This window comes from Mucilaginibacter aurantiaciroseus, from assembly GCF_024055595.1.
GTDB classification, from domain to species: Bacteria; Bacteroidota; Bacteroidia; order Sphingobacteriales; family Sphingobacteriaceae; genus Mucilaginibacter; species Mucilaginibacter aurantiaciroseus.
This window is the reverse complement of the sequence record NZ_JAMXOF010000002.1, coordinates 927106-948288: the sequence shown is the minus strand read 5'-3', so window position 1 is coordinate 948288 and position 21183 is coordinate 927106. Positions and strand designations below refer to the sequence as shown.

General features: G+C 42.6%; 25 protein-coding genes and 1 tRNA gene. 11 read left to right on the top strand and 15 right to left on the bottom strand.

Annotated features, from left to right (window positions below; all coding sequences use genetic code 11):
* Positions 1-56: 56 nt before the first annotated feature.
* Positions 57-1328: a zinc dependent phospholipase C family protein gene (locus NAF17_RS12590; RefSeq protein WP_252758345.1), complete on the top strand. Its 1272-nt coding sequence runs from the start codon at positions 57-59 to the stop codon at positions 1326-1328.
* A 24-nt stretch (positions 1329-1352) separates the two neighbouring features.
* Here NAF17_RS12590 and NAF17_RS12585 read toward each other — a convergent pair whose 3' ends face one another.
* From NAF17_RS12585 to NAF17_RS12565, 5 genes are all read right to left on the bottom strand, one after another.
* Positions 1353-2090: a 4'-phosphopantetheinyl transferase family protein gene (locus NAF17_RS12585; RefSeq protein WP_252758344.1), complete on the bottom strand. Its 738-nt coding sequence runs from the start codon at positions 2088-2090 to the stop codon at positions 1353-1355.
* A gap of 10 nt (positions 2091-2100) precedes the next feature.
* Positions 2101-2859 carry a thioesterase domain-containing protein gene (locus tag NAF17_RS12580; protein ID WP_252758343.1) on the bottom strand — a complete coding sequence of 253 codons (759 nt, stop codon included), beginning with the start codon at positions 2857-2859 and terminating at the stop codon, positions 2101-2103.
* A 152-nt stretch (positions 2860-3011) separates the two neighbouring features.
* Positions 3012-3299, bottom strand: coding sequence for a hypothetical protein (locus NAF17_RS12575; RefSeq protein ID WP_252758342.1), 288 nt, complete (start codon positions 3297-3299; stop codon positions 3012-3014).
* Positions 3300-3319: 20 nt separating this feature from the next.
* A complete protein-coding gene (locus tag NAF17_RS12570; protein ID WP_252758341.1) occupies positions 3320-3610 on the bottom strand; it encodes a PH domain-containing protein in 291 nt (96 codons plus the stop codon).
* A 91-nt stretch (positions 3611-3701) separates the two neighbouring features.
* Positions 3702-5576 carry a sensor histidine kinase gene (locus NAF17_RS12565; RefSeq protein ID WP_252758340.1) on the bottom strand — a complete coding sequence of 625 codons (1875 nt, stop codon included), beginning with the start codon at positions 5574-5576 and terminating at the stop codon, positions 3702-3704.
* 558 nt (positions 5577-6134) lie between these two features.
* Here NAF17_RS12565 and NAF17_RS12560 point away from each other — a divergent pair.
* The gene (locus tag NAF17_RS12560) at positions 6135-6476 is read left to right on the top strand and encodes an LLM class flavin-dependent oxidoreductase (RefSeq protein WP_252758339.1); all 342 of its coding nucleotides are present in this window, start codon (positions 6135-6137) and stop codon (positions 6474-6476) included.
* 9 nt (positions 6477-6485) lie between these two features.
* Positions 6486-6683 carry a hypothetical protein gene (locus NAF17_RS12555; protein ID WP_252758338.1) on the top strand — a complete coding sequence of 66 codons (198 nt, stop codon included), beginning with the start codon at positions 6486-6488 and terminating at the stop codon, positions 6681-6683.
* Between the two features lie 51 nt (positions 6684-6734).
* Here the strand turns inward: NAF17_RS12555 and NAF17_RS12550 are convergent, their stop codons facing one another.
* Entirely contained in the window at positions 6735-7604 is an 870-nt protein-coding gene (locus NAF17_RS12550; protein ID WP_252758337.1) for a glycoside hydrolase family 25 protein, read from the bottom strand.
* A 77-nt stretch (positions 7605-7681) separates the two neighbouring features.
* Between NAF17_RS12550 and NAF17_RS12545 the strand changes: the two genes are divergently transcribed.
* Complete coding sequence (locus NAF17_RS12545; protein WP_252758336.1) at positions 7682-7852, top strand: hypothetical protein; 171 nt, start codon at positions 7682-7684, stop codon at positions 7850-7852.
* Positions 7853-7982: 130 nt separating this feature from the next.
* Here NAF17_RS12545 and NAF17_RS12540 read toward each other — a convergent pair whose 3' ends face one another.
* Entirely contained in the window at positions 7983-8123 is a 141-nt protein-coding gene (locus tag NAF17_RS12540; protein ID WP_252758335.1) for a hypothetical protein, read from the bottom strand.
* Positions 8124-8204: 81 nt separating this feature from the next.
* Between NAF17_RS12540 and NAF17_RS12535 the strand changes: the two genes are divergently transcribed.
* On the top strand, positions 8205-8441 hold the full coding sequence (locus tag NAF17_RS12535) for a hypothetical protein (protein ID WP_252758334.1): 237 nt from the start codon (positions 8205-8207) through the stop codon (positions 8439-8441).
* Between the two features lie 210 nt (positions 8442-8651).
* Here the strand turns inward: NAF17_RS12535 and NAF17_RS12530 are convergent, their stop codons facing one another.
* From NAF17_RS12530 to NAF17_RS12520, 3 genes are all read right to left on the bottom strand, one after another.
* The gene (locus NAF17_RS12530; RefSeq protein WP_252758333.1) at positions 8652-9149 is read right to left on the bottom strand and encodes an Arm DNA-binding domain-containing protein; all 498 of its coding nucleotides are present in this window, start codon (positions 9147-9149) and stop codon (positions 8652-8654) included.
* A 135-nt stretch (positions 9150-9284) separates the two neighbouring features.
* Positions 9285-9361 (bottom strand) — tRNA-Arg (locus NAF17_RS12525).
* 60 nt (positions 9362-9421) lie between these two features.
* Complete coding sequence (locus NAF17_RS12520) at positions 9422-9787, bottom strand: BLUF domain-containing protein (RefSeq protein WP_370341173.1); 366 nt, start codon at positions 9785-9787, stop codon at positions 9422-9424.
* Between the two features lie 486 nt (positions 9788-10273).
* On the opposite strand from NAF17_RS12520, the gene NAF17_RS12515 reads away from it, so the two are divergent.
* Positions 10274-11134, top strand: a complete 861-nt coding sequence (locus NAF17_RS12515) for an N-acetylglucosamine kinase (protein WP_252758331.1) — start codon at positions 10274-10276, stop codon at positions 11132-11134.
* Between the two features lie 146 nt (positions 11135-11280).
* On the opposite strand, the gene NAF17_RS12510 is transcribed toward NAF17_RS12515, so the two are convergent.
* Positions 11281-11976 carry an NUDIX hydrolase gene (locus NAF17_RS12510; RefSeq protein WP_252758330.1) on the bottom strand — a complete coding sequence of 232 codons (696 nt, stop codon included), beginning with the start codon at positions 11974-11976 and terminating at the stop codon, positions 11281-11283.
* Positions 11977-12104: 128 nt separating this feature from the next.
* On the opposite strand from NAF17_RS12510, the gene pfkA reads away from it, so the two are divergent.
* From pfkA to NAF17_RS12485, 5 genes are all read left to right on the top strand, one after another.
* Positions 12105-13091, top strand: a complete 987-nt coding sequence (gene pfkA / locus NAF17_RS12505; RefSeq protein WP_252758329.1) for a 6-phosphofructokinase — start codon at positions 12105-12107, stop codon at positions 13089-13091.
* Positions 13091-13939 carry a hypothetical protein gene (locus NAF17_RS12500; protein ID WP_252758328.1) on the top strand — a complete coding sequence of 283 codons (849 nt, stop codon included), beginning with the start codon at positions 13091-13093 and terminating at the stop codon, positions 13937-13939. Before pfkA ends, NAF17_RS12500 begins: the two co-directional genes overlap by 1 nt.
* A 5-nt stretch (positions 13940-13944) precedes the next feature.
* Positions 13945-14940 carry a type I glyceraldehyde-3-phosphate dehydrogenase gene (gap, locus tag NAF17_RS12495; RefSeq protein WP_252758327.1) on the top strand — a complete coding sequence of 332 codons (996 nt, stop codon included), beginning with the start codon at positions 13945-13947 and terminating at the stop codon, positions 14938-14940.
* A 141-nt stretch (positions 14941-15081) separates the two neighbouring features.
* Positions 15082-17100: a M13 family metallopeptidase gene (locus NAF17_RS12490; protein ID WP_252758326.1), complete on the top strand. Its 2019-nt coding sequence runs from the start codon at positions 15082-15084 to the stop codon at positions 17098-17100.
* A 117-nt stretch (positions 17101-17217) separates the two neighbouring features.
* Positions 17218-18096, top strand: a complete 879-nt coding sequence (locus NAF17_RS12485) for a polyphosphate kinase 2 family protein (RefSeq protein WP_252758325.1) — start codon at positions 17218-17220, stop codon at positions 18094-18096.
* 140 nt (positions 18097-18236) lie between these two features.
* On the opposite strand, the gene NAF17_RS18130 is transcribed toward NAF17_RS12485, so the two are convergent.
* Genes NAF17_RS18130 through glgB form a run of 4 tightly spaced genes read right to left on the bottom strand, consistent with a single transcriptional unit; the run spans position 18237 to position 21096 of the window.
* On the bottom strand, positions 18237-18371 hold the full coding sequence (locus tag NAF17_RS18130) for a hypothetical protein (RefSeq protein WP_256474501.1): 135 nt from the start codon (positions 18369-18371) through the stop codon (positions 18237-18239).
* 12 nt (positions 18372-18383) lie between these two features.
* Positions 18384-18686 (bottom strand): SDR family NAD(P)-dependent oxidoreductase, encoded by a 303-nt coding sequence (locus tag NAF17_RS12480; RefSeq protein WP_252758324.1) that lies wholly within the window; start codon positions 18684-18686, stop codon positions 18384-18386.
* 60 nt (positions 18687-18746) lie between these two features.
* The gene (locus NAF17_RS12475; protein ID WP_252758323.1) at positions 18747-18938 is read right to left on the bottom strand and encodes a hypothetical protein; all 192 of its coding nucleotides are present in this window, start codon (positions 18936-18938) and stop codon (positions 18747-18749) included.
* A 1-nt stretch (position 18939) separates the two neighbouring features.
* Positions 18940-21096 (bottom strand): 1,4-alpha-glucan branching protein GlgB, encoded by a 2157-nt coding sequence (gene glgB, locus NAF17_RS12470; protein WP_252758322.1) that lies wholly within the window; start codon positions 21094-21096, stop codon positions 18940-18942.
* Between the last annotated feature and the right edge of the window lie 87 nt (positions 21097-21183).

Sequence of the window (21183 nt, the reverse complement as noted above, 5' to 3'; positions counted from 1 at the left end):
AAAACCATTGGGGGTATATTACCGTTCTATGTAAGAATTTATCCAGAATTGAGTTTATGATGCCAGCCACTTTCCGTTCCGCTCTTAAATTTTCCCTCATCTCTGCGCTCCTTACCTTCGCAGGACTGACATCAAAAGCATACTCTATACTTGCGCACGAGGCCATTATCGATGCTTCTTGGAAGCCGGTGCTTATCCCCCTCCTTAAAGAAAAATACCCCGGTATTACCCGCGAGGAGATCCTGATGGCGCACTCCTACACTTATGGCGGCAGCATTATGGCCGATATGGGTTACATGCCTTTTGGCAATGTCTTTTTTACCGACCTGGTGCACTACGTACGCAGCGGCGATTTTATTAAAGCCCTGCTTGCAGACGCCAGAAACTTAAACGAATATGCCTTTGCGCTGGGCGCCCTGTCGCACTACATGTCCGATAAATACGGGCACTCCATGTCTACCAATTTAAATGTGCCCATCATCTACCCAAAACTTAAAAAGAAATTTGGCAACGTGGTTACCTATAATGACGACCATACTTCGCACAGCCGCATGGAATTTGCGTACGATGTAATGCAGATAGGCCAAAAGGGTTACACATCCGAAGGTTACCATGATTTTATCGGTTTTAACATTGCGGTACCTGTTTTAGAACGGGCCTTTTACGAAACTTACGGGCAGGAATTGGGATCGATATTTTCCAATATTAACTCATCCATCAATACCATGCGCTGGGGTGTGCGCAACCTGTTCCCGGTGCTTACCAAATCGGCCTATAAAGCCAACCAAACCGATATTGACAAGATGAACCCCGGCATTACAGCACGTAAATTTCAATACAAAATGAGCAACCGGGCCTTTAACCTGGAGTTTGGTAAACAAAGCCAGGAATCTAAATTCTTCGCGAAAGTGTCGGTATTTTTAATTAAGATCCTGCCTAAGATAGGCCCGCTGAAAACGCTAAAGTTTAAATCGCCGGGCGAGCAAGGACAAAAGCTTTTTGCACAAAGTTTTGAAGCGACATTGAAGAATTACCATATCGCTGTAGACCAGATTGGTAAAACCCAATTAGTACTGCCCAATATTGATTTTGATACCGGTAACCCTACCCGCTGGGGCGAGTACAAACTGGCCGACAATACCTATGATAAACTGCTTAAAGAACTACAGGAACAAAAATATAAAAACGTTACGCCGCAACTCCAAAAAAGCATCCTTAATTTTTACAGTACTGCCGATAGCACGACCCTTGGAAAAAAAGGGTTGAAGCAATGGAAAAAGAACAGCATCAGGATAAAGGAAATTGCCGCGCTAAAACCCGCGCCATAGGATACGCTAAAATCGTTGGTGGTATCAGAATAAATCAGCATCAAAAAACTGTAATTTCTGCCCGGTATTTTCTACCACAACGGTAGCTATATAGCCGGGGTGCAAAAGAAAACTATTAAGCTGCCAGTTTTTATTCGAACCTGTTAACAATGCATCAAGCAAATACGTTCCATCAAGCGCAGGGGTAATGCACAGATGCTCGCCCAATCCTTGTCCCGTGGCTTTCAAGATAGCTTCCTTGCGTGTCCAAAGGGTGAAGAATTTTTTAGATGACGTACCGATATACGCCGCCTCATGTTCACTAAAATTATCCTCTAAAATATCCCGGAAGGGGAATGCTGCGTCAATAAATTCCACATCGGCACCAATTGAGGATGTAGCAATAGCCAACACTACCCAATCCCCGGAGTGTGAAAGGTTATAACGGACGATGCTGCCATCTACTCCTATCAAATGGGGTTTGTTATTTTCACCTAAAACAAACTGCAATTCAACTGGTGGCTGATCTAAATATCGCCCTAAAATAATGCGCTGGGCACCACGGCTAACTATAAACCTGTAAGTGTCTTTAGGCTGTTTATACTTACCGGCGCGCAGTTTTTCATCTGCGGTAAGCAGGGCTTCAAATTTCTCTAAACGTTTTATGTTTTGGCTGATATTAAAGCGCCAGACGTGTACCTCGCTATCATTAATTACAGGTGAAATTGCCGCGGCTTTTTGCCACGTTACATCATTTAAATACCGGTTTATGATAACGCCCAAAACTGCCTGTTTAACAATTGATCTTATCGAGACAAGCCTGTAGTATGTGGGCAAATTCCCTATCATTAGGCTCTTTAAATATGGTATTATGTTCGCCCGGTATGTTGTAGATGTTCACCCCTTTTAAAACGTAAGGTTTCCAGCCCATATAAACATAATCGTCCGGGTAAAATGAGCGCGTTTCCGCGCGGAACAATTCTATCGCGATATCGTAAGGCATTATCCGGTATTGCTTTCGCGAATTGTTATTCATCTCGTCTATCTTATGCGAATAGCCAAAAAAGCCCGTCTGTTTTTGATCGGTGCCAAATTTAAGCTTCCATAAAAGTCTTACCGCGCCGCGTTCAACGGCCTTAGCGCGGGTGGTAATGGTTTTCATAAAGCCATCTTTAAACAACATGGCATGCCATATTTTACGGCCAAAATACATTTCGCGCTTAACATATTTAACCAATAATGGGTCGTAATGTGGTGTGCGGTAGGCATAAATATCAAACATGCCCAGCATGCGTGCTACAGGATCACGTTTAAACTTGGCAAGCTTTTCCAGCAAGTCGTCCCTGTCGGTAGCTAAAAAAAAATTAAGTTCCTTAAAAACGGCACGGGTGGTTTGCAGGGAATAAGCGACATCGGCAATATCAATATCCGGGTTATCCTGTAAATAATTTTTGCCCAGGTTGGCATTAAAATCTTCGGTAATAAAAGTTTGTGCCGGTGCTTTGAACGAGAAAGCCGCCGAAATAACAAAAAGAATTACCCGTTTTTTCATGCCTTAAGATATATTAATATTTACAAAGCAGGAAGAGGAAAGTTTGGCTTTTATGGAAACAACAGTAGTGTATGAATCACTTGTTTTGTCGGCTTAAATACGTAAAAAAGCTTTCCAAACTAATGTTAAAGGGGGGCTTTTGCTAAATATTGCTATAAGTTCTTCCAATAAATCAATAATCCGAAAAGAAAAATACCGCCCATAATAATAGGAGGCCATCCGGCTTTCTTCCAACTTGCAGCATAATAACCATTTTCTGCTTTAAGTATGTAATTCTCTTTTAATTTAAAAGCACTCAAATAATTAAGCCGCCTTACAATCCTCAAATTAAAGTTTGTAATTCTTTCAGGTGACTTTAATGCAAGAGCACCCAAAAAAGTTAAACCTGCACCAAATATAAAACCTAATACAGATGATAAGATAAACGCTAATGAGCCCATGTATTTTACTGGTTGTTACTTTACCCTCTCGCCCGGCTCCTTCCCTGCTCGATAAAGTTTTTAATTTCGTTCACATCGCTTTTTGAGAAGCCGTGGGCTTCTACCTTGTTACCGCTGTGGTAAAAACGAATAGTAGAGTAACCGACAATTGGTGTATCGATCTCCACTGCCGAAATGCTGTCGTAAGCAATGGTAGTGGTATCGCCGCTAAACAGGCCGGGGATTTTTATGGTAATGCCGTTATCTTCGGTTATGATCTCTGCCGGGAAAAGTTTATTACCTTCCGACAGGCGCGATGCTACATATTTCATATTATGGGTTTTAAATGTAAAATATTACAGTGCAAAATGACGCGACCGTTTGACAAAGATAGCGCCCATAAGCTTAACAAATAAAACTTTGTTATTCGCTTGCCCTAAGCGGGATAGCATATGAAAACTCGGCACCTTTACCTGCACTCTTCCCTACCCAAATGCGGCCGCCAAGCTTTTGGATAAACTCGGCGCAAATATTTAGGGCCAGCCCGGCACCCTGGGCACTGTCATTAATTTCAGAGATCTTGCCGGTAAACAGTTCTTTTAACAACTTTTCAGTCAGGCCTACACCTTCATCTTTAATAGTGATGATGATCTCCTTGTTCTTCACAACCGAGAGGGCAGTTATTTTACCCCCTATGGGCGAATACTTGATGGCATTATGTAACAGGTTGCGGTCGATAAAACGGATGATCTCTTGGTCGGTTAGTGGTGCGAGTGTGGCATCTATCTCGTTTACGATGGTGATTTGCCTGGCATTTGCCTGTTCGTGAAAAAAGCTGAATGCCTCGTTTATACTCTCCTTCAGGTTGACCTTAACCGGTTGCAGGATGTAGCCGGTTAGCTGCTTGTGGGTCCACTGCAATATATTATCGAAGGTTAAAAGCACCTCGTTAATATCCGTCTCAATAAGCCTATATAAACCGGCCAGTTCTTCGGGCTCCATCGCTTCATGATCCCTCAGCAACTGCACCATAGATATGGTTGAATTAAGCGGCGACCGGAAATCATGCGCCAGCATAGATAACAACCTGCCCTTAAAAACATCCGACTCTTTTAACGCTTCGTTTTGCACCGTAATGGTTAAATTTTGCTCGCTTAACTTTTTTGCCTGAGCAGTAACTTTCCAATAAAAAAGGATCAGCAATAGGATTACTAAACTACCCGCGCCACAGGCCACAAAAAGCCATACTATCTTTTTATGATTTAACCCTTCAGATAAGCCCAGCTTCTTCAGTTCTTCCTGTGTTTGGTTGTATTGGATGTAATCGCCCAAAAAACTATTATTGGCGGTGTTATCCTGCTCAAGCGCGACGATCAGCAGCTGTGCTGTAGCATACTCGTTGGCTTTATCATTTTTAAATTTATAACATTTGCTAATATCCTTTAAAACATCAATTTTCCAGTAAACGTAGTTATTGGCCTTAGCCTTTTTGTAGATCTCCAGGTAAGCGGCAAGGGCGCTATCTGTTTTGTTTACAGCCAGGTAATAACTCCCAAGGTTATTCAGGCTTTCCATCTCGTGGTAATCCCAATTATTAGCGCGCGTAATGGCCAGTGACCGCATAATAATGGGTAAAGCCATGGCTGGTTGCTTAGCATCAATAAAACGGTTGGCACGTATCTGCCCTATAAATACCAGTGTACGCTGATCATTAAATTTTATAGCTATTTTCTCAGCTCCACTCAAATACCACGCAACAGAATCTTTAGCAAGGCCGCTGTTCAGCTCCACGTAGTTTGCCATAAGCATACTGGCGGCGGAATCGCGCATCAGATATTTGTGGGTAAAATTATTAGCCCTGGTAGCAAACCGGATAGCCTTTGCACTATCGCCAATAAAACTGTAGGTAATGGCTTGGTTCATCAGCCCCTGGGCAATCTCGGGCTTGTTATTATTTGCCTGGTAAATATTGTATGCCTTGCCAAAGTATTGTAACGACTGGCTATATAAGCCCTTTAGGAGAAGCCCCGTGGCAATGTTAGACATGGCATGGGCTTTCTCTTTCGGCGCGTTCAACCTATCGGCTAAAGCGTTGCCTTGTATACCGTAATAAAAACTACTGTCGGCATTTTTGAGGTGGATAAGCAAACCTATTTTATTTAATTTACACAGGTAATCCAAGCTATCTTTAGGATGCTTTAATTGCTGCTGCAGTTGCCTGATCTCGGATAGTTGGGCAAAGCATAGGCAAGGCATTACTAAAACAAAAACGTAAAGTAAGATGAATTTACGGGTCATATAAAAAAAGCCTCTGCTCCGTTATACGATGTAACAACAATTATGTTTAATAAAGCTTAATCTATTCTCCATGCATGAGCAGACTTTATCTTCGCTAAACGGCGTGGTAACCTTTAGGTTAGCTTAACATAACTTATGGCTGACACAATTTTATTAGATTTTTAGCTTATTTGCACCTATAAAAATCAGCACTTTTGAAGAAGTTTACCCGGCAGGCGTTGCGTGTAACGACCGCGCTGCATATAAACGGGTACAGCAATTACTGGACGAGGTTAAACTGGCCTACGAGGTTGGCCTGGATGTTTTTGCCTTTGGCGAGTACCACCGCCCCGATTTTGTCATCTCATAGCCCGAAATTTTTATCGCGGCAGCAGGGGCTATCACTAAAAACATCCGCCTCTCCAGTTCGGTAACGGTACCAAGTTCTGCCGACCTCGTATGCGGCGGGCGGGCAGAAATGATCGCAGGCTGTGGCTCTTTCGTCGAATCGTACCCTTTGTTTGGGTATTACCTAAATGATTAGGAGGAGAGCTGCTTGAAGAAAAGCTTGACCTGCTGATGCAGATCAACAAAACTGTAAATCTTACCTGGAAAGGTAAATTCTGCGCGCCGATAAGCAACCAAGGCATTTACCCGAGGACATTGCAGGAACAGCTCCCCATTTGGATAGGCGTTGGCGGCACACCAAAATCGGCCATACGCGCGGGTAGGCTGGGCTTAACACTAATGATTGCCATACTTGGCAGCGCCCCAAAACATTTTGTGCCGTTTGTAGAGCTGTATCGCGAGACGTCAGAGAAGGCGGGGCATGATGTGGCTAAGCTACAGGTGGATATCTCGTCCCAGTTTTTGGCCGGCGATACTAATGAGGAAGCCAGGGATGCCTTCTGCCCATCGTAATAGGCCCTGATGAACCGTGCTGGCCGCGACAGGGGCTGGTCGCCCATGACTACCGACCAGTTTGAATACCTGCGCGCCCACGGCCCTTTAATTGTTGGCGACGCGCAGGAAACTATCGATAAAATAATGGCACAATACGAGCTGTTTGGCAAAACCCGTTTTTTGCACAGCTGGTTACCGGGCATGCGCCCTACCATAAAACACTAAAGGCTATTGAACTGCTGGGCACTAAAGTAGCGCCCGTGGTGCGTAAGGCAATTAACGGTTAGCGCCCGATATAAAGCGTTTAAACGCGAGGCTATCTCCCTTAAAAACGTCAAAATCTACGGTGTGGCCTATGCCGTTCACGTGGCCTGTTTCCGAGTGTTGCCAAAACTTCCAGTTTGTGCGTGCGCTAACGTTTAATTTATCTTGATTGTAATGGGCTATCCACAAAGGGTAATCGTCAAAATATCCCGCCAGGTAATCGCGGTAAAAGCTAATACCTGTATAAATAATAGGAGTTTCACCGGTTTTATTCTCTACGTAAAGCAGAAAATCGCGCAGTTCCTTTCGCATGGCGGCGGGTGTTTTGCCGTCCAGCCGCTCCACATCGGCAACGGGTGGCAGGCCGCCGCTTTCTATGGATGAATTTTGGACAAAAAACCTTCCCTGCCATAAACCACTCTTTTTAGGGCGAAAGAAATGGTAAGCGCCGCAGGCGATGCCTGCATTTTTAGCCTCTTTCCAGTTACGTTTAAAGTATGGGTCAACCGTAAGCAAGCCTTCCGTAGCTTTGATGAACGCGAAGCGGATGCGTACGCCATCCTCTTCCATTGCAACTACCTTTGGCCAGTAAATTTTACCCTGAGCGTACGATACGTCTATCCCGTGGATCTCGTAATTAGACGGAATTTTGATGCCGAAACTTTTGTAGGTACGATAGTTAGGATCCTGGCCAATGTCCCTTACCCACCGCCAGGTATAGGATGCAGTTTTGATGACATAACCATAATAAAACGGCGATAAAAGCAATGCAAATACAAGCGCTAAGAGGTAGTATTTTAAGCGCGCCGGGGCTTTGGCTTTCTTTTTCCTGCTAGTGGTTTTCCGTTTAACAGGCGACGTAGTTTTCTTTTTGACAGGCACATCCAAAAGTAAGTAATTTGAAGAAGCATGGCGAGGCCGAAACAAACAAACCTACCAAAAGGCATGTTCCATAATATATGAGCAAAAAACATCAAACCATTCCCAACGAACCTGAAGAAATGCTTATCCCAAAACCTCAACTTGAAATACAACAACCTGAAGACCCTAAATCGCCGGAAATACCAAAGGAAAGCCCTGATGAATTACCGAACGAGATACCGCCGGAGAGGGGTAATAATAACAGTTAAATATCTTTCGACAAACCCTTAGGATGATAACCCTCGATCTTATCAGCCAACAAATGTATGATGTCTTCGGCAATATGGCCGGGGTTTTGGCAGATGTGTAAAAGGTAATATTTATCCGGTTCAAAACTGGCTATATAAACGCCATTCTAAAATACACGGTATTTACAACGTCCGTCATCGTAGTGCGGTATTCCCTTACTTCAAACTGGTGCGTTTCGGTATCCCTGGTCACTGCTATCTGATAATTCTCCACATGTGTATAACTATTCAAAAACGCTATTGTTTATTTATAAACGGGGCACGGGTTTTGTATTACCCTGATCATGAACGGACTATAAAATATTTCGCCATTATGACCTCAAATGATTTTAACGCTTTAAAATACTACGAAAAAACAGAAGCTGTTTTAAATGGTACTTTTTTGGCCGACCGCCTTAACGATCATCATTACATTAAACTATACAATCTAAATAGTTTTTACGTGGAAGTTTTTTTTGACGACCGCAGCCACCTCATCACCCACTTACGCGCCTTTGACCACACATTTTTTGTGCTACCCTATTTAAACAACCTGCAGATTGCTGTTTAAGGCGTAAATTACACCAAAGCTTTATTTTTCAAGTCTGCTATAATTATCTACCGGTATTTTCTACCCCCAATCAGCAAGAATCTTAATTATGGTTTGCAATGTTAAAACCATCACCACGGGGGTATATAATATAGGTTTGTAGGCATTTTAGCGCGTTCACCGTTGTATTATAGTCTAACTTTTTACGAAGCCATGTTTGCTAACGCTGGATCAAACCGCTATTGATGTCAGACATGGCAAAGAAAGAGTCAGCACCGGAAATAATTTAAACCGGATAAGGTTTGTACGATGGCGCACCGCGGTATATTCAATAATAACGCCGTCTTTTAAAACTTGTATTATTTTCTCTTCCCAATAAAACAGGAAGTTTTCCCGGCTCTCAAACTGCTCAAATTCCTTTTTAAAAAGCGATATGCTTAAAAGCCGGGTTTCAGTAAAATAGCGGAGTTTTATTCGTGATGCACGTGCCTTGGCCTCGTTAAGTACCATATTAACGGCTTCAACTGCTATATCTTTAAAATGCCTGGGCTTAGCGATTTGCTTTTCATTATCGAAATTTTCAGCCGGCCAGTAAATATTTAATCCAATATCCTTTTTCTTGCGGTCGATGATTACCCGCATAAAAATCAAGTTTTTACCATCAGCGTTGGGCTTGGTATAGCACAATACGTTGTAAGATACCGACTGGTTAAATTGCGTACTCTTCATTTAATTTTTACCGAAACAATAGTACATATTTCCGAAACCAAGAAGAATTTTTACAGGTAAAAATATTCTGAATGAGCATTTTCCGAAACCTAAAAAAAGCCTCTACGATATCGTAAAGGCTTTTTTTTAGGTTGGTGGTGATCCCAATAGGATTCGAACCTATGGCCTACAGATTAGAAATCTGTTGCTCTATCCAGCTGAGCTATGGGACCATCGCTTTTTTTTCGCGGTGCAAATATGCTAAAAATGGTTGGAAAAGGCAATAGCTAAATTCAAATAGGCGGCCATGGTTTATGGCTGTTTAATAATGCTTTTAGCATAACTATGGGTTCGCGGCAATAGTTAGGGTCACAACTGATGTTATGCGGGCTTATAAATTCCTTAACTTGCGAGATCATACCCGAAACGGCAGCAAAAGCCATCGCCCAATCGGTAAAAATGCGCCTTTTCATAGTCTCCCCGGCAGTTTTGATTACGCAGGTATGCCGTTTATCTATCTCAAATTTGTGGTAAATTTGTTTAACAGGGTCTTCATATCCTTCTAAAACCTGCATAAATGCACCATCGTTATAAAGCAGCAAGCCGGTTATGTCCACCCGGATATTATTATCCCGGCTTTCTTTTAAAACATCTTTTATTTATTTGGTTGTAAAGGGGTTTACAGCCGCGCTTACATAAATAATGTAATGCATAACAATAGCATTTAGGCATCGGTAAATATTATCCAAACAAATTTATTGCAGGCTCAAAATCAAACGGATGCAACCCTTTCGTTTAAAACAGGGGTAACAAAACATCAGTAATAAAAATTTTTATCGTCACAAAAAACACCACCCATTATTTTTTGACAAAATATTACATATAATTGCATTCAATTATAAACCGGCGTTGTACAATTAACACAGTGCTTTATATGTAAAACTGACAAGTATTTTTTTATGATTTAACTTATTAATAAGGCCTTTTGCGCAAATTTATTTTTTGATATAAAGTTAAGTATTGTGCACATATCCACAGAATTAACCCTGGCTTTACAACGATTTTACTTTTTAAAGTAAGGAAGTGTTTTTTTTACAATAAGTTAATCATATTTTTAACCTAATTTTTTTTCTAAAACTTATTTTATGATCATAATTGCTGACGGTGGCTCCACCAAAACAAACTGGTGTTTGGTTACCGAAGAAGGTAAAAAGGTGTATTTTAACACCGAGGGTTACAACCCTTATTTTTCGGGCACTGAGTACATCATTCAATCGTTGAGCGAGAGCCTGCCTACCGATCTTGAGAAAGATAACATTACCGAGGTGAATTATTACGGCGCAGGCTGTTCTACCCCCGAGATGCGAAAGATCGTAGAGGATGCCATGTCGGCAGTTTTTACAAAATCTAAAGTTAATATTGGCCACGATCTGCTTGCTGCTGCCCGCGCTTTGCTTGGCAATAACGAGGGCTTTGCCGCTATTTTAGGCACAGGTACAAATACCTGCCTTTACGATGGTAAAGAAGTGATCAACAACATCGACTCGGGCGCATACATCCTTGGTGATGAAGGCAGCGGTTGCCATATTGGTAAAAAACTACTGGTTGATTACCTGCGCGGTTACATGCCCGAGGCTGTGCGTAAAAACTTTTGGGAAACCTTTAAGCTTACACCCGATGATATAAATGAGATTGTTTACACACAACCACGTGCAAACCGTTTTTGCGCAAGCTTTAGCAAATTTGTTTATGATAACATTGTAAATATCGAATACTCGCGCAACCTGGTACGTACCTCTTTCGAGGATTTCTTTAAAAACCTGGTTACGCATTATCCCGATTATCAAAAATACACGTTTAATTGTATAGGTTCTGTTGGTTACAACTTCCGCAACGTGTTAGAAGAAGTTTGTACCGAAAACGGCATGACGGTTGGTAACATCATCCGCTCGCCTATAGATAACCTGGTTAAATACCACTTAGAATTGGCACCAAGCCAGTTATAAGGTTAAAAGAATCAAGATTATTAGAATTAATAGTCAAGAATGATGAGTTAAGATAAAACAAAAGCCGCATCCATACAGATGCGGCTTTTTTATGAACAATATTTTTATTTCAATCTTGATTCCTGATCTCTTGACTCTCTCCCCTCCTATTTATCAAGATTCAGATCATTCTGGAAGATCTTTGTGTACTTGCGGCGATCGAACTTATAGAGTTTGGCGGCACGGTACGATACACCTTTCTGCTTCTCGTCCAGTTCCTTCAAAAAGCCGTAGCTCAACATTTTTTTGCGGAAGTTACGTTTGTCAAGCTTTTTATTTAACACCGCTTCGTAAAGCGATTGAAGTTGGGTCAGTGTAAATTTCTCAGGCAATAACTCAAACGCAATAGGCTGATAATTTAGCCTGCGACGGATCTTATTAAAGCCTGTCTCAAAAATCTCGGTGTGGTCAAAGGCAAGTTTGGGAAGTTCATTAACCGGGTGCCAGAAAGCGCTTTTTGCATATTGGGTAACCGGCTTAACTTCTTTTTGCCCGTTTATACGGATCAGCGCATAGTACGCCACGGTAATTACGCGGCCTTGCGGGTGGCGGTTAACTTCGCCAAAAGTATGAAACTGCTGCATGTGCAGGTCGCGCAGGCCGGTTAGCTCGTACAGGATCCGTTCGGCAGCGTCGTCTATACTCTCATCTTGTTCAACAATATATCCGGGCAGGGCGAGCCAATCCTTAAACGGTTCCTCGTTACGTTCTATAAGTAATATTTTAAGCTCACCAGCTTCAAAACCAAATATGACACAGTCTATAGAAAAAACCGAGTTAAATGTAGGTAACTTTACTTCCAAGGTAAAAATGTATTTAGGTTAATTGTGCTTAAATATATTGCTTAATTTTTAATGTAAAAATAAATAAATAAATTTAATGGTGTAAATTTGACACACTATATTCGCACTTAAATTTACCTAAGTAAATAATGCAAAAAATTTCAAAGATAGCAGTTCTTACTTCGGGCGGCGATGCACCAGGCATGAACCCGTGTATAAGGGCTGTTGTACGTACCGCTATATATAATGGCCTGCAGGTTGCAGGAATCCGCCAGGGATACCAGGGGCTTATCGAAAATAACATGTACGATATGAACACCCGGTCGGTAAGTAATATCTTAAACCTTGGTGGTACTATACTTAAAACTGCACGTTGTCTAGCCTTTCGCACCGATGAGGGTATGGAACTTGCCTACCAAAACCTAAAAGCTAACGGTATTGATGGCATTGTGGTAATTGGTGGCGATGGTACTTTTACCGGCGCGCTACGTTTCTCTAAAAAACACCCGGACATAGCCGTTATTGGCGTACCGGGCACAATTGACAATGACCTTTACGGATCTACCTATACCTTGGGGTTTGATACCGCTACCAATACCGTTATTGAGGCTATTGATAAGATTCGCGATACGGCTGATGCGCACGACCGGTTGTTCTTTATAGAAGTAATGGGCCGCGACTCGGGCGCTATTGCTCTGCGTGCAGGCATTTCTTGTGGTGCAGAAGCTATTTTATTGCCTGAACGTGATACCGCTATTGATATGCTGATAGAGAATTTGAAGGCTGGTCAGTACAATAAAAAATCATCAAGCATTGTAATTGTAGCTGAGGGAGATAAGAGTGGCGGTGCTTATGACCTTGCCGAAGTTGTTAGAAAACAAATCAAGTTTTACGACATAAAAGTTACTATATTAGGCCACTTGCAACGCGGTGGAAGCCCATCAGCATTTGACCGTATTTTGGGCAGCCGTTTAGGCTTTGCAGCTGTTAACGCCATGATAGATGGCTCGACACAAATGATGGTTGGACTTGAAGCCAACCACATAAAATTAACAAGTCTTGAAGAGGCCTTAACCCAGCATCAGTTTAAGTTAGAAGACGATCTGATGCTGATGGCAGATATATTATCAATTTAATGATTGCAGTTGTTTATAGTGGATCAAACAATGCCGGTTGGCGATTAGCCTACAAGGGAAGGACGGTTGCCTCGTTCAATACCAATGCCATTAACCCCTATTTTAACGACGAGAAATACATCGTCCAGCTCTTCAACAAAAACATAAATCTTATACACCACGCCGAAGAAATAAAACGGATCTATTTTTTTGGTGCAGGCGCATCATCAGATGAACTTAAACAGGTGGTATATAACGCCTTCGCAGCATTTTTTAAATTTGCCAAAATTACAGTTGGGCACGATATTGAAGCCGCTGCTATTGCCTGCTGCCGTAACGCCCCGGGCATTGTAAGCATCTGCGCAAGCGGAAGCAACGCCGCCTGGTACGATGGCAAAAAGGTAAAACCAAACAATTACGGCTTAGGTTATATATTGGCAGACGAAGGATCGGGAAACTGGTTGGGCAGGCAGCTCATAAAAGGTTTTATGAACGAAACTTTGCCAGCAGGCATCCGCAAAAAGTTTGTGCAGAAGTATGATGCCGACCGTAAAACTCTGCTTGAAAAAGTATATCGCCAAAAACAGCCGGCTTTGTTCCTGAGCTCGTTCAGCGATTTTTTCCTGGAGAATAAACAAGACCCTTACATAAAAAACGTTATCACTACAGGCTTTAGCAAACTGATACAAACTTACCTGGCACCTCTGAACAAACAGCACCCGGGAGCTTCTGTACATTTTGCGGGATCGGTAGCAGCCAACTTTCAGGATTACCTGTATGAGGCTGCCGAGGGTACCGGTATAACGATAACGGATATTATAAAAGAACCCATAAACCATTTATTGACGTATTATTCTAATAAAAATTAAAAATCATGAAAATAGGAATTAACGGCTTCGGCCGTATCGGTCGCTTAGCTTTTAGGGCCGCAATTGAAAGACCAGATGTTGAAGTTGTAGGTATCAACGATTTAGTTGAGCCCGACTACATGGCTTACATGTTGAAATACGACTCAACCCACGGCCAGTTCAAAGGCACTATCGCTGTAGAAGGCGGCCATTTGGTAGTAAACGGTAAAACCATCCGTGTAACTGCTGAAAAAGACCCTGCAAACCTTAAATGGAATGAAGTAGGTGCAGAAGTTATTATTGAGTCTACAGGCTTATTCTTAACCATAGATACTGCACAAAAACATATTGATGCCGGCGCTAAAAAAGTGGTTATGAGCGCACCTGCAAAGGATGATACCCCTACATTTGTAATGGGTGTAAACCACAAGCTTTTAAAAGCAGATCAAACTATTGTTTCAAACGCGTCATGTACTACCAACTGTTTAGCGCCTATCGCTAAAGTACTGGATGATAAATTTGGTATCGAAGAAGGTTTGATGACTACTGTACACGCGGTTACAGCTACTCAAAAAACAGTTGATGGCCCATCACATAAAGACTGGAGAGGCGGCCGTGGTGCTTATCAGAACATCATCCCTTCATCAACAGGTGCAGCTAAAGCGGTTGGTTTAGTTTTACCTCAGTTAAAAGGCAAATTAACAGGTATGTCGTTCCGTGTTCCGGTTGCTGATGTTTCTGTTGTTGACTTAGTTGTGCGTTTAAAAACTTCTGCAACTTACGAAGAGATTAAAACTGCAATGAAAGAAGCATCAGAAGGCGAACTTAAAGGCATTTTAGGTTACACCGAAGATGAGGTTGTATCTGAAGACTTTAAAGGTGATGCACGCACATCAATTTTTGATGCAAAAGCAGGTATCGCGCTTAACGATCGCTTTGTTAAGGTTGTATCCTGGTATGATAACGAGTGGGGTTACTCAAACAAATTGATCGATCTTGTTCAGGAAATTGGCAAACTATAAGTTTAGCTAACCCTAATATTAAGAAGCCCTCCCAACTAAATAGTTAGGAGGGCTTCTTTGCTTATAAGAATTGCTGTGCGGATTATGAGGATAGTATTTGAGACATCATCTACATTTATTACCTTTAAACAAATCTTATTTATGAAAAAATTATTTACGCTGTGTTTAATATTAGCGCTTTTTAGCGTAGGCCGTAATGCTGTTGCCCAACACAAAACGTTTGTAGATGTAGCCGGCCTAAATCCTGCTATTAAGCCTGGCGACAATTTCTTTAGATACGTTAACGCACGCTGGTATGACACTGTGAAGATAGCTAACGACCAGGCGGGTGTGGGTTCTTACTCATTTCTAAATATTCCGCAAAAACTTTTACTGCAAAACATCCTGGATAGTGTTTCAAAAGCTAAAAATACAACAGGTAGCATTGACCAAAAGGTAGGAGATTTTTACGCTTCGGGTATGGATATGGCAACCATTGACCGTAGGGGATACGAGCCTGTAAAAGCCATATTGGCGCGCATTGATGCAATAAATAGTGTACCGGCGCTACTTAAATTTGTAGCCGTTGAGATGGCATCGGGCAACCGGTCTGTGATCAGTTTCGGCATATCTCCCGATAATAAAAACAGCTCCATCAATATTGCACATTTGTACCAGGGCGGTACCGGCTTGCCGGAAAAGGGCTACTACTTCAAAACCGATTCGGCAACACTACAAGTTCAAAAGGCCTATAAAACTTACCTCAGTACATTATTTCAATTGACAGGAAGTTCGCGCGCTGTGGCAACCAAAAATGCAGATATCACTTATGGTATTGAAAAACAATTGGCCTATAGTAGTAAAACTAATGTCGAATTAAGAGATGTTAACGCTAATTTCAATAAGGTAGCCGTTGCTGCTATAGGCAAAAAGCAGGCTAATATAAACTGGAAGATGTTACTTGGCAATTTAGGAGCGGCCACAGATTCGATCGATATGGCCCAGCCCGCTTATTATGATAAGCTAAATGCAATGCTGAAAGCTGTTAGTATTACAAGTTGGAAAGCTTATTTAAAAGCCGCTACACTACAAAACTACGCCGACAGGCTTAACCAGCCGTTTGTTGATGCCTCGTTCACCTTCAACAAGGTTTTGTCCGGAGAGGACACGCAAAAGACCCGCAGGCAGATTATGACGGCAAATGTAGATAATATGTTGGGGCAAGCTTTGGGCCAACTATATGTAAAGCGATATTTTAATGAAGATGCCAAAAAGCGCGTACTGGCATTGGTCAACAATTTACAAAAAGCATTTGAGAACAGGATAAACCAGTTGAACTGGATGAGCGACAGTACAAAGCAAAAGGCTAAAGAGAAGTTGTATACTTTTACGAAGAAGATAGGTTACCCGGATAAGTGGCGCAACTACGACAAGGTACAGGTCAGCAGGACTAAATTTTTTGAAAATACCCTATCGCTTAACAAAAATGATTTTCAGTTTGAGCTGGCAAAGCTGAATAAGCCGGTTGATAAAACAGAATGGGGAACAACACCATCTACAGTAACAGCATATTATAATCCTCCTGTTAACGAAATTGTGTTTCCCGCGGGTATCTTGCAATATCCTTATTTTGATTTCTCGGCAGACGACGCTATCAATTACGGTGGTATCGGCATGGTGATCGGCCATGAGATGACCCACGCTTTTGACGATCAGGGTGCCCAGTATGATAAAGACGGCAACGTAAAAAACTGGTGGACAAAAGAAGACTTACGCAAGTTTAAAGAAAAAACAACGCAGCTTTCTAACCTGTATAGCTCATTCACCGTTTTAGATACGGTGCATATTAAAGGGCCGTTAACATTAGGAGAAAATACGGCAGACAATGGCGGTGTAGCCATCGCTTATGATGCGTTTAAAATGACTGAACAAGGTAAAAGCGATGACAAGATTGATAGCTTTACGCCCGATCAGCGCTTCTTTTTATCGATAGCCAGGATCTGGCGCGTGAAAACAAGGGATGCTTTTCTGCGCACCTACGTAAACACTAATCCGCATTCACCGGCTATGTGGCGGGTAAACGGCCCGTTGATGAATTTTGCTCCTTTTTACAAGGCTTTTAACATTCAACCTGGCGATAAAAACTATAAAGCCGAAAACGAAAGAGTACGTATCTGGTAAATTAAAGATCAAAAACCGTGCTTACCAAACCCTCAAAACAAATGTTTTGAGGGTTTGGTTTTAAAGGTTTATACTGGTTCAAACATTCTCCCCTTTTTCTAACTTATTACCCTATCTATGAAAGAGATCATCAATCGTTTTAAAATAACCAACACCAAAAACTTCAAATTAAAAGATTTTGATACCGATGACACCGCAGGTTATGAAAAGGATAACTCGGAAGAATTACTGGCCGAACTGATTGAAAAAACGGCTAAACTACAAAACGAGCTTTATGCGGCTAATAGTAAATCCCTGCTCATTATCTTCCAGGCGATGGATGCGGCAGGGAAGGATAGCGCGATAGCGCACACTATGACGGGACTGAACCCGCAGGGTTGCCAGGTTTATAGCTTTAAGCAGCCAACATCCGAAGATTATGAGCACGATTTTTTATGGCGACATTACAAGGCCCTGCCCGAGCGTGGCCGCATCGGGATCCATAACCGTTCGCATTACGAGAATGTACTGGTTACTAAGGTACACCCCGAGTTTATCCTGAAAGAGCATATCCCCGGCATCACAAAAGTAAAAGACATCGGCCAAAAATTCTGGGATCAACGTTACCAAAGCATCCGCGATTTTGAAAAACACCAAAGCGAAAATGGGACGGTGATCATCAAATTCTTTCTGCATCTATCTAAAGAGGAGCAAAAGAAACGCTTCCTGAAACGCGTTGAAGACCCGGAAAAGAACTGGAAGTTTGCATCCGGAGATGTTAAGGAGCGCACCTTATGGGACGATTATATGAATGCCTACGAAACAGCCATCAAAGAAACCAGCACCTACGATAACCCATGGTATGTGGTACCAGCCGATAAGAAATGGTTTACACGGGTAGCTATCTCAACCATAGTTGCGCAAACCTTAAAAGATATGAAGCCGCAGTTTCCAGTATTGCCTATGGAGGAAATGGACCAACTGGCAGAGACTAAGAGGATTTTGGAGGAGGAATAACCCTTTTGCGTCATTGAGGAGCGATAGCGACGTGGCAATCTTCGATAGGCTTGTCGCCGACTTTTCTATCAAAGATTGTCACGCTACGCTCGTAATGACTATTGGTGAATTACCAATGCAGTAACCCCATAATCACTACATTAGCCACCTATTGGGCCATCCTTGTCGATCATAGCGTATTTTACGATTGGTGCTGCAGCATCCTCAACCGTTTTGTAACCCTGGTTATTGTTACAATCTGTTTTGGTGTAACCCGGGTTTACAGCGTTTACCAAAAAAAAATCAACTTATAATACGCTTTTTGATGGGCCGTAAGCCGCGGTTTTAACATCAAAATGCCTCCAGGTCTTATCAGTGTGTAGGCCAAGAGAACCAAGGTCTGATGTATCGTTCACTATCCTTGGGTTTGGTGCCTTTTGCATCAATGGCACAAATGCCTTTGTTACACGGGCAACACCAATCACATTAGCCTCATATACTTCTTTAAAGGTTTCTACAGGGGTTTCTAAGACTAGCTGAGGGATGCTGCCGGGGATACCCGCGTTATTGATCAGCACATCTAAATGGTCATGTCGAGCTTCTCGAAGCACTATTCAAGAGCCTCGTGCACGCTTTTTGACAAGATGACCCACTTTATTTTAGATTTAGGCCTACATCAACTCCCCGTCATTCTTTACATGCCATGTTTTATAGGCCATATAATAAAGTAAAAGTGTTGGGATCACATAAAAAAAAGCGCCGCCGCGGTTAAAATCCGGATAGGCGGCTATGATGCTGTAAACCAATAAGGCAAGGGCAACGGTGCCTCCTATTAGATATAAATAAAAAAACTTACCAGCCATATTATTTAAGCTTTTTAGATTTTTTTGTTTCGGTTGATGCAGGCGCGGTAACGCGTTTAAATATAGCGGCACCCAATGGCGGCGTTTTTACGATGATCGAATTATCTTTTCCGTGCCAGTATTTTTCTTCGGTAGTTATCGGGTCGAAGTTGATCAAACCCGTACCCCAGAATCTTTCGGCATCTGAATTGAATACTTCCTGCCATTGGCCTGCTGCCGGTACGCCTATCCGATAGTCATGATGCACAACCGGGGTCATGTTCAGTACGATTACCAAATCGTTATCCCTGTCAACACCTTTACGCATGTACACAATCACAGAATCATCCATGTTAGCGGCGTCTATCCACTCAAAACCGTTCCAGTCGAACGCTTTCTCATACAGTGCAGGTTCGCTTTTATAAAGGTTGTTAATGGCTTTAACGGCTTCTTTGATGCCGTTATGGCTAGCATGCTCCAGCAAGTGCCAGTCTAACGATTTTTGATAATTCCATTCGGCAACCTGTCCAAATTCGCTGCCCATAAATAGCAGCTTGGTGCCGGGATGCGTGTACATAAAACTATATAACAAACGCAGGTTAGCAAACTTCTGCCAGTCGTCGCCAGGCATTTTGTTCAGCATAGATCCTTTGCCATAAACCACCTCATCGTGCGAGAATGGTAGCATAAAGTTCTCGGTAAAGGCATACACCATACTAAATGTTAGCTGGTTTTGGTGGTATTTGCGGTGGATAGGATCGTGCGCAAAATAATCCAGTGTATCGTGCATCCAGCCCATCATCCACTTCATCCCAAAGCCAAGCCCGCCGGTATAAACCGGGCGACTAACACCTGTAAAAGAAGTAGATTCCTCCGCGATTGTTTGCACATCGGGGAAGTTGCTGTAAACCGTCGCGTTAAATTCTTTCAGGAAAGATATGGCCTCCAGGTTCTCATTACCACCAAATTCGTTGGGGTCCCATTCGCCGTGGTTACGCGAGTAGTCCAGGTAAAGCATAGATGCTACGGCATCCACACGCAAACCATCTATGTGGTATCGCTCCAGCCAAAACAGGGCGTTGCTTATTAAAAATGCGCGAACTTCATTACGCCCGTAGTTAAATATGTATGATTTCCAATCCGGGTGGAAGCCTTTCTTCAGATCGGCGTGTTCGTAAAGGTGCGTACCATCAAAATTGTAAAGGCCGTGCGCATCGCCGGGGAAGTGCGAAGGCACCCAATCCAGTATCACGCCTATTCCGGCTTCGTGGAATTTCTCTATCAGAAACATCAGATCCTGCGGTGTACCATAACGGCACGATGCCGCGAAAAAACCGGTGATCTGGTAGCCCCAGCTTGGGTAGTACGGATGCTCCATCAAAGGCATAAATTCTACATGCGTAAAGCCCATTTCCTTAACGTAAGGCACCAAGGTATCTGCCAGTTGGCGATAGCTCAAAAACTCTTCAGGACTTTCGGGGCTGCGTGCCCATGAGCCCAGGTGCATTTCGTAAACCGAGTATGGTTTATCTAAAGCAGTGTACTGGTAGCGGTTAGCCATCCAGTCCTGGTCTTTCCATTCGTAAAAAGTATCGGCAACAATGGATGCGGTACGCGGAGGCAATTCCCAACGTAGGGCAAACGGGTCGCTTTTTTCCAGGTCTTCCCCTGTTGATGATTTGATGTAATATTTATAGGTTTCGCCAACGCCGATGTTTGGGATAAAACCTTCCCAGATGCCTGATGCATCCCAACGGTAATTCAGCGAGTGCGAACCTTTGTTCCAGCCGTTAAAGTTACCTATTACTGCTACGTACTGCGCGTTTGGCGCCCACACGGCAAAGTAAGTGCCCACAACGGCCTTATGCTCCACCACGTGCGAACCAAATTTCTCGTACAGCTTAAAGTGCTTGCCCGATTTAAACAGGTCGATATCAAAGTCAGTAAAACGGCTGTAGGCTTCAACCGATTTCAGTTCGTTGTTCTCGATGATCTCAAGTGGTTTTGATTTTTTAACGGTGGCAGTAGTTTTGGCAACAGCCGACTTTTTAGGAGCCTTTATCTCTTCTGTCTTCGACGTGGTTTCTTTGGTAACGGCTTTAGGCTTAGTTTCTTTTTTTGCATTTACAGGTACATGCCCTGTTTGTGCAGCATCGGGTTTAATTGTTTGCTTTGCCATAGTTACGGTAGCGACGTTGCGCGTAGGTTAGTTGATTTACAGGATGCATGCTCCTGATGTATCAAATATATAATTATTGAACAGACA